General features: G+C 58.1%; 14 protein-coding genes and 1 other RNA gene. 9 read left to right on the forward strand and 6 right to left on the reverse strand.

Translation table 11 applies throughout. The annotated features are described in order from the left end of the window. Position 1: 1 nt before the first annotated feature. Positions 2 to 790: a DUF2182 domain-containing protein gene (locus HGT1_RS06520; protein WP_176249130.1), complete on the reverse strand. Its 789-nt coding sequence runs from the start codon at positions 788 to 790 to the stop codon at positions 2 to 4. 91 nt (positions 791 to 881) lie between these two features. Here HGT1_RS06520 and HGT1_RS06525 point away from each other — a divergent pair, with 91 nt between their 5' ends. The 8 genes from HGT1_RS06525 (at position 882) to HGT1_RS06560 (ending at position 6,092) form a co-directional block, all read left to right on the forward strand. Further along, entirely contained in the window at positions 882 to 1,616 is a 735-nt protein-coding gene (locus HGT1_RS06525; RefSeq protein ID WP_176249131.1) for a FadR/GntR family transcriptional regulator, read from the forward strand. A gap of 41 nt (positions 1,617 to 1,657) precedes the next feature. Then, positions 1,658 to 2,004: a transfer-messenger RNA gene (ssrA, locus tag HGT1_RS06530) on the forward strand. 236 nt (positions 2,005 to 2,240) lie between these two features. Further along, positions 2,241 to 2,402, forward strand: coding sequence for a hypothetical protein (locus HGT1_RS06535; RefSeq protein ID WP_176249132.1), 162 nt, complete (start codon positions 2,241 to 2,243; stop codon positions 2,400 to 2,402). Next, positions 2,399 to 3,649, forward strand: coding sequence for a chromate efflux transporter (gene chrA, locus HGT1_RS06540; RefSeq protein ID WP_375708106.1), 1,251 nt, complete (start codon positions 2,399 to 2,401; stop codon positions 3,647 to 3,649). Before HGT1_RS06535 ends, chrA begins: the two co-directional genes overlap by 4 nt. Before the next feature lie 75 nt (positions 3,650 to 3,724). After that, the gene (locus HGT1_RS06545) at positions 3,725 to 4,192 is read left to right on the forward strand and encodes an SspB family protein (protein WP_176249134.1); all 468 of its coding nucleotides are present in this window, start codon (positions 3,725 to 3,727) and stop codon (positions 4,190 to 4,192) included. 102 nt (positions 4,193 to 4,294) lie between these two features. Then, on the forward strand, positions 4,295 to 5,689 hold the full coding sequence (gene fumC, locus HGT1_RS06550) for a class II fumarate hydratase (protein ID WP_176249135.1): 1,395 nt from the start codon (positions 4,295 to 4,297) through the stop codon (positions 5,687 to 5,689). Continuing rightward, entirely contained in the window at positions 5,686 to 5,862 is a 177-nt protein-coding gene (locus HGT1_RS06555; protein ID WP_176249136.1) for a DUF4169 family protein, read from the forward strand. The genes fumC and HGT1_RS06555 overlap by 4 nt, the downstream gene beginning before the upstream one ends. Then, on the forward strand, positions 5,859 to 6,092 hold the full coding sequence (locus tag HGT1_RS06560; RefSeq protein WP_176249137.1) for a ribbon-helix-helix domain-containing protein: 234 nt from the start codon (positions 5,859 to 5,861) through the stop codon (positions 6,090 to 6,092). Before HGT1_RS06555 ends, HGT1_RS06560 begins: the two co-directional genes overlap by 4 nt. Positions 6,093 to 6,376: 284 nt before the next feature. Here HGT1_RS06560 and HGT1_RS06565 read toward each other — a convergent pair whose 3' ends face one another. From HGT1_RS06565 to HGT1_RS06580, 4 genes are all read right to left on the reverse strand, one after another. Then, positions 6,377 to 7,270, reverse strand: coding sequence for a fructose bisphosphate aldolase (locus tag HGT1_RS06565; protein ID WP_176249138.1), 894 nt, complete (start codon positions 7,268 to 7,270; stop codon positions 6,377 to 6,379). 68 nt (positions 7,271 to 7,338) lie between these two features. Further along, positions 7,339 to 8,691 (reverse strand): cytochrome P450, encoded by a 1,353-nt coding sequence (locus tag HGT1_RS06570; RefSeq protein WP_176249139.1) that lies wholly within the window; start codon positions 8,689 to 8,691, stop codon positions 7,339 to 7,341. After that, positions 8,688 to 9,914, reverse strand: a complete 1,227-nt coding sequence (locus tag HGT1_RS06575) for a hypothetical protein (RefSeq protein ID WP_176249140.1) — start codon at positions 9,912 to 9,914, stop codon at positions 8,688 to 8,690. The genes HGT1_RS06570 and HGT1_RS06575 overlap by 4 nt, the downstream gene beginning before the upstream one ends. 55 nt (positions 9,915 to 9,969) lie before the next feature. Beyond that, positions 9,970 to 10,722 carry a cytochrome c biogenesis CcdA family protein gene (locus HGT1_RS06580; RefSeq protein WP_176249141.1) on the reverse strand — a complete coding sequence of 251 codons (753 nt, stop codon included), beginning with the start codon at positions 10,720 to 10,722 and terminating at the stop codon, positions 9,970 to 9,972. A gap of 102 nt (positions 10,723 to 10,824) precedes the next feature. Here HGT1_RS06580 and HGT1_RS06585 point away from each other — a divergent pair, with 102 nt between their 5' ends. After that, on the forward strand, positions 10,825 to 11,052 hold the full coding sequence (locus HGT1_RS06585) for a sulfurtransferase TusA family protein (RefSeq protein WP_176249716.1): 228 nt from the start codon (positions 10,825 to 10,827) through the stop codon (positions 11,050 to 11,052). 59 nt (positions 11,053 to 11,111) lie between these two features. Here the strand turns inward: HGT1_RS06585 and HGT1_RS06590 are convergent, their stop codons facing one another. After that, positions 11,112 to 13,928: a ribonuclease E/G gene (locus HGT1_RS06590; protein ID WP_176249142.1), complete on the reverse strand. Its 2,817-nt coding sequence runs from the start codon at positions 13,926 to 13,928 to the stop codon at positions 11,112 to 11,114. Between the last annotated feature and the right edge of the window lie 21 nt (positions 13,929 to 13,949).

A 13,949-nucleotide genomic window follows, 5' to 3' on the forward strand; every position in this document is an offset into this window, starting at 1 on the left:
CTTATCCTCCTGAATACAAGGGCCAAGCCGCCACAGCGCATGCGCCAAGGATCAGCAAAACACCCATGGGTTTTACCACTTTATGCCCGATCTGGGGCAATTTTTCGAGCACCATGAACAAGGTCGCCAATCCCATCCAGGCCAGGTTCATCACACCGCCCGCAAAACCGAGCGCCATAAAGCCCCAGCAACAGGCCACGCAAAACGTGCCAAGCCCCAGCCCCATGCGCAAACCGCCAGCAAAGCCGGAACGCCAATGGCCGATAAAATACATCATCGGGGAATGGCACACGCCATGGCAGATTTCCTTGGCGCGGGTGAATTGGAACACGCCCACGGCCAGCAACAATCCCGCAGCAAACCAGCGGGATTTCGCAATGCCCAGCATGTCGATCACCCCGCCATACAGCAGCGCCAGCTGCGTGGCCGTGATGACAAGGGCAAAGCCGATCCACATGATGAAATAGCCCAGTAGCACGCCAAACCAGCCCGCCCGCGTGCCATTGGCGCTGACCATCAGGTCTTCGTAGCTGCGCAAGGTCGGGATCATCGTGGGCAACATCATCGCGGCCATCATCGCGGCCCACATCACCGCCAAAGGCCCGAAACTGGCCATCGGCATGTACATATCCATGCGGGGGTCCATGGTACGCATCAACTGGCCCATGTCATTGGGACGGCCCAGCAGATCCAGCCCCATGCCCGTGCTCATGGCATACATCATCGTCCAAGCCGCAAGGATCAGACCGAAAAAGCCAAGCCAGAGCGCAGAACGGATGACAGGTGCCATGTGACGCGATCCTCCCTGATATGCGCGACTCGGTACTTGAAAAAGTAATGTCAGACATTTAAAGTTTTTCCAAACCCTAAATGTAAGACATATGAAAACCAGCCTCGTCCCCTCTGCCGATCTGTCAGCCCAGATCGCTGCGAATATCCGCGATGCCATCGTCAGCGGTGCATTGATTGTGGACGAACGCCTGCCGTCCGAGGCCGAACTGGCGCTGAAATTCGATGTGTCCCGCGCCACCGTGCGCGAGGCGCTCAAGCGGCTGGCTGCGCAATCGCTGATCCGCACACAGCGTGGTGCCACGGGTGGCGCATTCGTGAACCGCATCAGTTTCGAGGCCGCCCAAGCCCAGCAAATCACCACCTCAACCTTGCTGTTGTCGATGAATGACGTGAGCTTCGAGACCGCCTGCGAGGCGCGCTATGCCCTGGAACGCGCCTGTGCGCCGCTTTCCGCAATGCGCCGAAATTCAAATCATATCAATGTGATGCGCGACGAAATTAAAGCGCAAGGTGAAGTGGAATTGAGCGATGAAGCGTTCTGCGCATCCGACGTCGCCTTTCACCGCGCGCTGGTCGATGGCGCGGGCAATCCGGTGCTGTCATACCAACTGGCCGGTGCCGTCGAGGCGATGCAGCCCCTGATGAACATGATCACCTTTACCGCCCGGTCCCGCGACGCGATCATCGCGCTGCACGTCGCCATCGCCGATGCGATCGAGGCCCAGGACGGCCCCGCTGCCAGCGCAGGATTGACCGCACTCGAGGCTGAAACCCAAACCCTTGCCCGCCGCGTCTTTGCGCAGCGCAAGGGGCACACCGGCTGAGCTTGCCCGCCCGCCTTTTATCACCTGTCGCAGATTAAAGAGCCCTTGCAAACCGCGCAGGGGTTCCTATGTTATATTTGTCCTTCGGGACTATGGGTATAAACGCGCATGTAATAAGCGGTTCGGACCCGGGGGCGGTACCCGGCGACTCCACCAATAATCCGTCATTTGCGGATCATGGGGTCGAAACAGGATCGACGAACGTCTAAAGATGTAGCCTTATCTCGGCTGACTGCCACCGTTATCGGCGTAAAATGTACAATTGCAAATGACAATCGTGCTCCAATGGCGATGGCCGCGTAAGCGACCGGAACTGTTGAAACTTAAGTCCTTGGGTTTAGCGACCTAAGGCGGGGTTCGCAGGTACCTGGCAACAGAAACCTGCACTTTACCCCCCCCTTTATTTTGATGACTGTGGTTCAGCCCGATTGCGCCCAGCATGTTGCTGACGCTGGTCCAAAAGATGCCTTCGGCGAGGATTTTAAACCATTTGGAAGACAGGTGTCGCGTGACTTGACCTGTTGTGTCGTGCTGTGTCAGAAGTTTTAGATGGGGATTTTCGCGAACGCCCCGTGAGGCGCCAGCCAGAGGTTCGCATGTTTCCGGTTTGAAAGGATGCATGCCATGGCTGCCCCGAACAAGACGACTGCCCCGCCTTTTCAAAACCTTGTATTTCCGACCGATGCATTGGTGTCTGTTGAACTCCTTGCAGATCACGGCATCAGCGCGGATCAGGTTTCGTTTGCCGCCCTGGTGCCGATCAAGGGTGCGGGGCGTGGCGCGTGAGCGTGCCGGGCTGGCCACAAATGCTGCGTGTTTTCGGGCGTATCGGGCTGTTGTCTTTTGGCGGGCCTGCAGCGCAGATCGCCTTGATGCACCGCGAGCTGGTGGAGCGTCACGGATGGCTAAGCGAAGCCGCATATCTGCGCGCATTGTCGTTGTGTATGCTGTTGCCCGGCCCCGAAGCGATGCAGCTGGCCACCTATGCCGGCTGGCGGTTGCGCGGGACTGCGGGCGGGCTGCTGGCGGGGGTGCTGTTTGTCGTGCCGGGGGCGGTTGTGATCGGGGTTTTGGCCCTGGGCTATGCCTATTACGGGCAGCTTCCGCTGGTTCAGGCCGCGTTTCTGGGGATCAAGGCGGCCGTCATCATCGTTGTCTTTCAGGCGCTGCGCAAAGTTGCCGCCAAGGCGCTGACCGGGCTAGAGGGCGTGGCTTTGGCCGCGCTGTCGTTTGTTGCGCTTTTCGTCTTGGGGCTACCGTTTCCGCTGATCATTCTGGCCGTTGGGATTTGGGGGTTTTTGCACCATTCCACGACCCGTGTGCCGCTTGACCCTGCCCCGACCGGGTCTGCGCATCCCGTAAGGACGCTGGTGATCTGGGGCGGGCTATGGGCGGCCCCTTTGCTGCTGGTTTGGGCGTTGGGTCAGCAGTTCTTGCTTCAACTGGGTTTGTTTTTCTCAAAGCTTGCGGTGGTGACATTTGGCGGGGCCTATGCGGTGCTGGCCTATATGACGCAAAGCGTGGTGCAGGATCACGGCTGGATCACCACCCAGCAGATGATTGACGCCTTGGGCCTTGCCGAAACCACCCCCGGCCCGCTGATCTTGGTAACCGAATTCGTGGCGCTGCTGACCGGGTTTGCGCAAAGCGGCATCAGCGGGGCGGTTGCGGCGGGGGCGCTGGCGCTGTGGGTGACGTTTACCCCCTGTTTTCTTTGGATATTCCTTGCCGGACCTTATCTTGAGGCGCTCTCGGGGATGCCAAGGTTAAGCGCTGCATTGCGCGCCATCACAGCCGCTGTCGTCGGTGTGATTGCCAATCTTTCGGTCTGGTTTGCGTTGCATGTGGTATTTGAACGGGTCACGCCGGGGGGCGTTTTGGCGATGCCCCTGCCCGATTGGTCCAGCTTTGACGCCACCGCCCTTGGACTGACGGTCCTGGCCGGAATTTTGATGTTGGTGTTCAACCGCGGCTTTGTTTTCACCATGTGCGTTTTGGGAGTGGTCGCAGTTGGGCCCGCTGTCGTCGGATAATTCCAAAGAGCCCCCTTTTCACTGTTGGTAAATGGCGTATGCTAGGGCGATCAAACTGGGGGTTGAACAGATAAAATGAGCCGAACCATTGAGTATGGCAACCTGATGCATGACGCGATGCGCGGACTGATCCGGAAGGTGCTTTTGGATGTGGCAGCCAATGGTTTGCCCGGAAATCATCATTTTTTCATTACATTTGACACCGAACACCCCGATGCCGAACTGGCCGACTGGCTTTCGGACCGCTATCCCGGCGAGATGACCGTGGTGATGCAACACTGGTACGACAAGCTGGAAGTCACGGACGAGGGATTCTCTGTCACGTTGAATTTCGGCGATGCACCGGAGCCGATGTATATCCCCTATGACGCGATCCGCACCTTTGTGGACCCCTCCGTCGAGTTTGGCCTGAAATTCGAACAGCAAGAGCCCTCCGGTGACGATGGCGGGACCTTGCCGCAAAAGAAAGAAAGCGAGCTTGAGGTACCAGAAGAGGCACCCAAAGCCGCCGAAATCGTGTCTTTGGACAGTTTTCGCAAATAACTTCGCCTATTGCAGCCGCGTTAGCGCGATCGCTTGATTGCGCAGCGCCCCTGCGCAGGCTAAACCCTGATCCAACATATTGCCAAGATCAGGAGCCTGCACATGGCCGGTACACGCACAGAAACAGACAGCTTTGGCCCGTTGGAGGTCCCTTCCGATAAATATTGGGGGGCCCAGACCCAGCGGTCGATCATCAACTTCCCGATCGGTTGGGAAAAACAGCCCGTGCCGATCATCCGCGCCTTGGGTGTGGTGAAAAAAGCCTGTGCGATGGAGAACCTCAAGCAAGGGGATCTGAGCGCCGAGATTGGCGATGCGATTGTCGCGGCGGCCACTGAGGTGATCGAGGGCAAGTTTGACGATAACTTTCCTTTGGTGGTGTGGCAGACCGGGTCCGGTACCCAGTCCAACATGAACGCCAACGAAGTGATCTCGAACCGTGCCATTGAGATGCTGGGCGGCGAGATGGGATCGAAGAAACCCGTTCACCCCAATGACCATTGCAACATGGGCCAGTCGTCAAACGATACATTCCCCACGGCAATGCATGTGGCGATTGCCATGCAGGCCCGTGATGTGTTGCTGCCCGGTTTGCAAAAGCTGCACGATGCGCTGGCCGCCAAATCGGTTGAATTCAAGGACATCATCAAGATCGGCCGCACCCACACCCAGGATGCGACGCCCCTGACGCTGGGCCAGGAATTCTCGGGGTATACGCATCAGGTGAAAAAGGGCATTGAACGCGTCAACGCCTGCCTGCCCGACATTTACGAGCTTGCCCAAGGCGGCACGGCGGTGGGCACCGGGCTGAACACCAAGAAAGGCTGGGCCGAAGCGGTCGCAGCCCATATGGCCGAGATCACCGATCTGCCATTTGTCACCGCCCCCAACAAGTTTGAATCGCTGGCCGCCCATGACGCGATGGTCATGTTCTCGGGCGCGCTGAAAACCGTTGCCGGATCGCTGTTCAAGATCGCCAATGACATGCGTTTGCTGGGCTCCGGCCCGCGGTCCGGTCTGGGCGAATTGATCCTGCCGGAAAACGAGCCGGGATCGTCGATCATGCCGGGCAAGGTAAACCCTACACAGGCCGAAGCGCTGACAATGGTCTGTGCCCATGTCATGGGCAATGACGCCGCCGTCGGTTTTGCCGGATCGCAAGGCCATTTTGAGCTGAACGTCTATAACCCGATGATGAGCTATAACGTCTTGCAATCCATGCAGCTTTTGGGCGACAGCGCATCGGCCTTTACCGATAATATGGTCGTCGGCACCCAAGCCAATGTCGACCGCATCGACAAGCTGATGAAAGAAAGCCTGATGCTGGTCACAGCGCTGGCCCCCACAATCGGCTATGACAACGCAACCAAGGTTGCAAAAACAGCCCATAAGAACGGAACGACCCTCAAGGAAGAAGCAATCGCCCTGGGGTTTGTCGACGCTGAAACATTCGACCGCGTGGTGCGGCCGGAGCAAATGATCGGACCAAAAGAATGAGCGCCCCCATCAACCTCAACAAGGTCAAGAAAGAGCGCAACCGCGCCTCTCGCAAGGCCCGCGCTGACGAAAACGCAGTGCAATTCGGTCAAAGCAAGGACCAAAAAGAGGTTCTGAAAGAACGTCTGGCGAAAATTGCACGCAACCTGGAAGCCCATAAGCGCGAGACATGAGCGCACGGCCCGTCAAACACTCGGTGACCCTAAGGGGTCACCGGACATCCATCTCTCTGGAAGATGAATTCTGGAATGAATTCAAAAGAATAGCAGACGATATGGACCTTCCGATCAATGCGCTGGTGGCGCAGATCGATGCAGATCGCGGACTGGAAGCCGGGCTTGCCTCGGCCATTCGGGTGTTTGTTCTGCGCACCTTAAAGGAAAGTTTACCAAGGGCGGAATAGCATTTCATATGGCTATTCCCTGTGAACTTTCACCCCAAGCTTGGATCACCCACTTGTTCAGTGCAAAAACCGCGCGACAAGGTGGTGTGGTTCGCCGAAACCTACGTGATATCGAGAGATACGTCGGTCGAGATGTATTCGAAGCAGAGCTGCAACGGCGCGGGTATCACGCCGTTGAAAACGCAGGGCAATTGATCATCTTTTGCAATCAAGAACCCATACGTCTGATTTTGTAGTCGATTTTTCAAAAAAATCGGACCGGATTTTTTGAAAATTCCGCCGCGTTACGCCACCGATGCTTTGTAAATCTTGTCGATATTCGCGCCCAATGCCGCGTTGAATTCTGCATCGGTCATTTTCACGTTCAACCCTTCGGTCAAGGCACGCGAAAAGCTGGCGATCATCTTGGCGTTCTGGCTTAGACGCGCGCTGGCATCATCCGTCGAATACCCACCCGACAGGGCAACAACCCGCAAGACATTCGGCAGGTCCGCCAGGCTGTCATACAGCCCCGCTTTTTCGGGAAGGGTCAGCTTGAGCATGACAATCTCGTCCGGTGCCAGCAGCGCAAGGTGGTTTTCCAACTCTGCCTTCAGGATATCCTCGCATTCCGCTTTGCTGGCGGAATGGATATTCACCTCGGGCTCGATGATCGGAACCAGACCCGCCGCACAAACCGCTTTGGCCACTTCGAACTGCTGGGCGACCACGGCGCGGATACCGTAAGCATTGGCAGACTGGATGACAGAGCGTTCTTTTGTGCCAAAGATACCCGCCGCCTTGGCGCGCTTCAGCAAGACATCCAGATCAGGCATAGGTTTAAGTAATTGAACGCCGTTTGTCTCGTCCTCAAGACCCTTGTCGATCTTCAGAAAGGGCACAACACCGCGGTCGTTCCACAGCACATCTGCGACGGGTTTGCCGTTGATCGTCTCGTCCATGGTGCGTTCAAACAGGATGGCACCCAGGACTTTGTCGCTGGTAAAATCATCTGCCAGGATGATCCGGGCGCGCATGTCATGCATGGCCTGAAACATCTGCGCATCGCCTGAATAATCTGACGGTTCAACGCCATACAAGCTAAGCGCTTTGGGGGTCGATCCGCCGGATTGATCCAGGGCTGCTACAAATCCCTTGCCGGTCGCCATTTGTGTGCGTTGTGCGTCTGTCGTGCTCATGGTGGTGCAGGCCCTTATTGATTCCGTTTCGCATGGTCTAATGCATCTATCCGCGCGATGATATATCGTTAGCGTCGGACAAATCGCAGCCAAATGCCATCTTTCGACCTTACCGTCAGATGCGCGACGGGAACAGGCACCTTGGTGGCGACAGCTTCGATGCGGTAATCCCGCAAGAGCCGCGACAGGATCAAAGGCCCCTCGATCATGGCAAATCCGGCCCCCGGACACACCCGCGCCCCGGCGCTGAACGGCAGATAGGCCTCTCGTTGGCATTTCTGGCCATTGTCGGTGTGCCAGCGCGCGGGGTCAAAGCCGTCGGGGTTATCCCACAGGCGTTCCTGACGGTGCAAATGCCACGGGCTGATCACCACCTGCGCGCCTGCCTGCACCGTGCGGTCGCGGAACTGTTCGGGGCATGTTGCCTCGCGCACCATCATCGGGACGGGCGGATACAGCCGCAGCGCCTCGCGAAACACATCGCGGCTCAGGCGCAGCTTGGACATGACCGAGAAATCACAGCCCCCCATCTGCTGCGCTTCCTCGGCCAGCTTGTCCTGCCAGTCGGGATGCGTGGCCATCAAATACAGCGTCCATGCAAGCGCCGAGGCGCTGGTCTCGTGGCCGGCAAGGAAAAAGATCGCGACCTGGTCGACCATTTCCTGGGTGCTGAAGGTATCGCCATCGACGGGATCGACAGTCGTCATGATCTTGGTCGCCAGATCCTGCGGGGCCGTGCCTTGGGCGATCTGCGCCATGCGGTCTTCGGTCAACTGTGTGATCAGCCGGCGTATCTTGGCCGCACTTGACCGGGTGTCTTTGCGAAACAGGCGCGGCAGCCAGCGCGGCAGCGGGATAAACGCGGCAATGTTCAGGATCGGCTGGCTGCGTTGGTAGGTTTTGAATTCTTCAAACACCTCGCGGGCCAGATGATGGTCGATGGGCAATGAAAACAACGTGCGAAAGATCACATCGGCCGCTGCATGGCTGGTTTCGGCCTCGATCTCGATCACCTGCCCGGTTCGCGGTTCCAGCCGTTTGGCCATCGCCTCGGCCGCGTCCCACATCGCGGGAAAGCTGTCGCGCAGCCGCCCCCCCTCAAAGGCCGGATCAATGATGCGCCGTTGCCGTTTCCAGGTCTCGCCATTGGTCAAAAACACTGAATTGCCCAACAAGGGGCGCAAGCCTTCGCCGATACGGTCGGATTTGGGGAAATCGCCGGGCCGTTCTTTCAGGACCGTTTTGATCAGTTCCGGCTGGTTGATCAGATAGCTGCGAAAGAACGGCGTTTTGAATTCCGCCATCCAGGCGCGGTACAAACGGGCGGGCTGCGCCGACAGGATGTCCTGGCGAAACAGCTGGGCATAGCGCCACAGCGATACCTTTTCAGGGCGGCTGTCGGGTTTGGGCGGCAAGGTCATGGCGCGGTCGAGGTGAATTTATTCACCGGCTTCACGATCCGCGACTTTGATGCGGGCCGGTGGGCATAGCGTTCGGCAAGGGAATGCGGGCCTGCGGTGATCTGGAAATAATCATAATCCTTGGGTGCATCAAACGCGCAAAGGTACTGGAAATGCAGACGGAAAAACCGCCAGCGCAATTCCTTCCACCGCGCGGGGCTCAGCGATTGGGTAAAGGCCGCCGAGAACACCAAGGGCCATTTCTTGCCCTCCGGCGCGACACCGGACACCGCCACAGGGTCACAGAGCGCAAAGGCGCAGCCGTCGCCGGGAGCCGTTACATCAACCCATGTCAATTCATCCCGTTGGGAAAGATAGCGCAGATCGGCCCGCAAACGGTGCGCATCGCGCAGGAAAGACACCATCGGCACCACCTGCCCCAAGGTTAAAAACCCCAGATCAGGCCCGTCGTCAGGCACCAGCCCTGCACGCACCAGATCGGCCAGTATCGACACCCCCAAATGCGCACCGGATGAATGGCCAACGACCAGAACCTCATCCACGTCGGATTTCAGGGCCTCGGCGACGACCTCGCCAAATTCGGCCATGCGGCTTTCCAAGGCGGGCGGGTTCGCGCCGCGTGTTGCAGCCCCGAAAGCATAGTCATGCATCAGGTAATAGGCGAAAAACTTGCCGTCGTGTTTCTTGAACCACTCCAGCACCGACCAACCGACAAACACGCCAACCGACGCGACAAGGCCCTTGAACCAGAACGGCCCGCCGAAATAGGTCAGCGCGGCAAAGACCACCCTGCCCGCAAGCACCGCAATCAACAGCTGCACCAGCAACATGCCCACCGGATACAGCGCCGCAATCACCGGCCCCTTGCGCAGCTTCATCAGCCGCCACAGCGCCCCCGACGCGATATAGACCCAGGCGGTTTGAACCAGTTGCCCGTAGGTGGCCAGAATCGAATTGCGCATCGAAATCCGTACGATGTCGGACCAGACCAGCACCTCGACCTGCGCATCGACCTGCACCCCGTCGATTTCGGCATTAACGGACCAGCCGTAATTGCCCTTGGTGGTTTTTGGTTTCAGCCCGATTTTATAGCCGGAAATCCGCGCCTGATCGGTGGATTCCTCGCGGTATAATTCGCGGTATCTGCGGGGATGGATCGGGTCATAGCCCGGAATGTAGAACACCCGGCGCCGTTTGACTGTTTGTTCGATATCTTCGGCCATGTCCCACCTGTCGTTCGCATCAGTTTAGACAGGTTTTTTGGCAAGAGTAAGGCCCCTAGCCCAGTGATCCGAGCGCGGGGAATGTTTCAAGCAGCCAGAAGGAAAACGCCGAAAACGCACCGGTCAAAAGCGCCAGCCCCACGACAATCAGCAAGATGCCCATGATCCGCTCGATCAGCTTCATATAGGGTTTGATCCGATTCATCAGCAGCGTCGCGCGGGTGATGAACATCGCAGCCAGCAGAAACGGAATGCCAAGCCCCGCCGCATAGACCCCCAGCAGCAATGTGCCACGCGCGACCGATGCCTCCGATGCGGCCAGTGACAGGATCGCCCCCAGTTGCGGCCCGATGCACGGCGTCCAGCCAAAGGCAAAGGCAAGCCCCAGCACATAGGCCCCAAAGGACGATCCACCCTTGTCACCCGCATCCAGACGCGCCTCCTGGTCAAGGAAGGGGATGCGGAACACCCCAAGGAAATGCAGGCCGAAAATAACCACAACCGCCCCGGAGGCACGGGCGAAAAGCACCTGGTTTTGCAGAAAAAACGCGCCAAAAGCCGAGGCGGTAAAGCCAAGAATCAAGAACACTGTACTGAGGCCCATCACGAAAAACAGCGCTGCGATCACCGCCTTGCGCCGTGCCGATCCGACATTAGACATATCGTTCAGGGTCACGCCGCTCATATAGGCCAGATAGGGTGGCACAATCGGCAAGACGCAAGGGCTGAGGAAGCTGATAACCCCCGCCGTCAATGCGATGAAAATGGCAGGCAGCAAGCCCGCGTCGATCAGATCAATACCAAACATACGACACCTTTACTGCGCTTTGGCGGTGGCGTCACGCCCTGTTGCACGGGCCCGCGTCACAAGGTTGTGGACGCTTTGAAACATCTGCCGTATTTGGGGCATATGAATGAAGAACATATCCTAGATGCGACGGGGTTGCTGTGCCCCTTGCCCGTGCTCAAAGCACGCAAACGATTGCAGGGTCTTGCCTCTGGCGCGGTATTGAAAGTGCAGGCGGATGACCCCGCCGCGATCATTGATATCCCGCATTTTTGCGCCGAGGCAGGTCATGAACTGGTCAGTCTCGACTCTGATGACAGCCCCCAGATCTATGTGATCCGCAAAAAGTAACAGGCCCTGAAACGAAAAAGGCAGACCCGAAGGTCTGCCTTTTTTTATATCATAGCACCTCAGGAGCCGCCGAGTGACCACCAGCCGCGCCGTTTTGGCTTGGCCGGTTTTTCCACGACCTTTTCAGGTTCTGGGGCAACGGTCGGTTCAGGCAGTTCTTCGATCACAGGCGCAGGGGCCACCTCTTGGGTCGCAGGAACCTCAACCGGGGCCGCATCGACCGGAACTTCGACTGGAACTTCGACTGGGGCCGGCATTTGAGCTACCGGAGCAGGCTCTGGCGCGGGTTCAGGTGCCGGTTCAGCCGCCTGCTCTGGTTCAGCCGCAGGGGCTGGCGCAGGTGTTTCCTCGGCTTGATCCGACGGCTTTGCCTCTGCACCTTCCGCAGGTTCAACCGGTTTCTCCTCGGCTGCGACCTTGGGCTTGCGCGTGCGGGTCCGCTTTTTCGGCGCAGGCTTTTCATCAGCCTTTTCTTCGGGCGCATCTGCCGCGTCAGACGCCGCCGTCGCATCGGCGCTTTCCGCACCCTCTGCGACCGCTTCGGCCTTCGGCTTGCGAGACCGGCTGCGGGTGCGCTTGGGCTTTTCAACCGGCGCGTCCTGAGCATCTGCCGCCGCTACTTCCGCGTCAGCAGGCGCTTTATCCGCATCATCAGCCGTGGAACCAGCGTCCTCTTGGGATTGGCCGTTGTCTGACTTGGCGTCGTCGTCGCCGTCACCGTTGTTTTCACCGTTTGCGGCATCATCCCCGTTGGATTTGCCACCGCGCCGCCGACGCCTCCGACGACGGCGTTTCGGTTTGCCCTCTCCATCGGTGTCATCGCCATCGGCATCCGTGTTGCGTGTGGTTTCACGGGTCGAGGTCTGCTCCTCGGCCTCTTCTTCTTCCACTTCGATGATCTCGGCTTCTTGCTCGTCGATCTCGTCCATCAGGGTGGTATCAACAGAAACAACATGTTCGATCGGTGTCACCACACGGGTGGCAGTCTTGAACTTTTCGATCTTGAAATCGGGGCTGACCAAGGTCGGGTCGCCTTCGACCCGCACGGACATGCCATAGCGGCCCTCGATATGGGCGATATGCTCGCGCTTTTGGTTCATCAAGAAGTTGGCGATGCCGACGGGTGCCGTGACCAGCACCTCGCGGGACCGTTTGCGTGTGCCTTCTTCTTCGATCTCGCGCAGGATCGACAGGGCAAGGTTGTCATCCGACCGGATCAGACCTGTACCATGACAGGCGTGGCACGGCTGGGTCGTTGCCTCGATCATGCCGGGGCGCAGACGCTGGCGCGACATTTCCATCAGGCCAAAGCCCGAAATGCGGCCGACCTGAATGCGGGCGCGGTCGGTCTTGAGCTTGTCCTTCATCATCTTTTCGACGGCGATGTTGTTACGACGCTCGTCCATGTCGATAAAGTCGATGACGATCAGACCCGCCAGATCGCGCAGGCGCAGCTGTCGTGCGACTTCGGCGGCGGCCTCAAGGTTGGTTTTGGTCGCTGTCTGTTCGATCGACCCTTCTTTGGTGGCCCGCCCCGAGTTGACGTCGACCGCAACCAAAGCTTCGGTCACACCGATCACGATATAGCCACCCGACGGCAGCTGAACCGTGGGGTTGAACATGCCCGACAGATAGGATTCGACCTGATAGCGCGCGAACAACGGCATGGTTTCGCTGTACAGCTTCACGTTTTTCGCATGGGACGGCATGATCATCTTCATGAAGTCCTTGGCGATGCGATAGCCGCGTTCGCCTTCGACAAACACTTCGTCGATATCACGGTTGTACAGGTCGCGGATCGACCGTTTGATCAGGTCGCCCTCTTCGTAGATTTTGGCAGGCGCGATGGATTTCAACGTCAGCTCGCGGATTTGCTCCCACAGACGTTGCAGATATTCATAGTCGCGCTTGATCTCGGCTTTGGTGCGCTGTGCACCGGCTGTGCGCACGATCAGACCGGCACCCTTGGGCACCTGAATCTCGTTCGCGATCTCTTTCAGCTTTTTGCGATCTGCTGCGTTGGTGATCTTGCGGCTGATCCCGCCCCCACGCGCCGTGTTTGGCATCAAGACACAGTAACGACCGGCCAGCGACAGATAGGTCGTCAGGGCAGCGCCCTTGTTGCCGCGTTCTTCCTTGACCACCTGGATCAGAAGAATTTGACGTACTTTTACGACTTCCTGAATTTTATAGCGCTTGGGACGTGGCTTGCGCGCAGGGCGCAGGTCGTCCTGATCATCATCATCGGCAACAGATTCGATGCTGTCATCCTTGGAGGATGCGTCCAGTCCCTTGGATCTCGACGCGCCGTTGTCATCCCCGTTATCATCGGAATCATCTTCATCCGCGTCCGAGACATCATCGTCCTGATCGGGTTCTTCGACAGGCGTCTCGGCAACACGCTCCATCGGCGAAGACCCTTCGTCCTCGTCATCCAGATCAACCGTTTCCATGCCTTCGATCTGGTCGCTGTCAGCTTCTTTGCTGGCAACGGCGTCATCGCTGACGGTGTCTTCGGCCTTGGGCTTGCCACGGCTGCGCGACCGCGTGCGGCGCTTGGGTTTCTCGTCGTCATCTTCCTTGGCGGCCTGCGCTTCTGCATAGGCACGCTCTTCCTCCATCAGCGCGATACGATCGGCGACGGGGATCTGGTAGTAATCGGGGTGAATTTCCGAAAACGCCAGAAAACCATGGCGATTTCCGCCATAATCCACAAAGGCCGCTTGCAACGAAGGCTCTACCCGCGTGACTTTCGCGAGGTAGATGTTGCCAGCTAGCTGGCGTTTATTCTCTGATTCAAAGTCAAATTCCTCGACCTTGTTTCCGTCAACCACAACAACGCGAGTTTCCTCAGCGTGGGTGGCATCGATAAGCATTTTCTTAGGCATAAATCCATT

The organism is Sulfitobacter sp. HGT1, assembly GCF_013282155.1.
GTDB lineage: Bacteria > Pseudomonadota > Alphaproteobacteria > Rhodobacterales > Rhodobacteraceae > Sulfitobacter.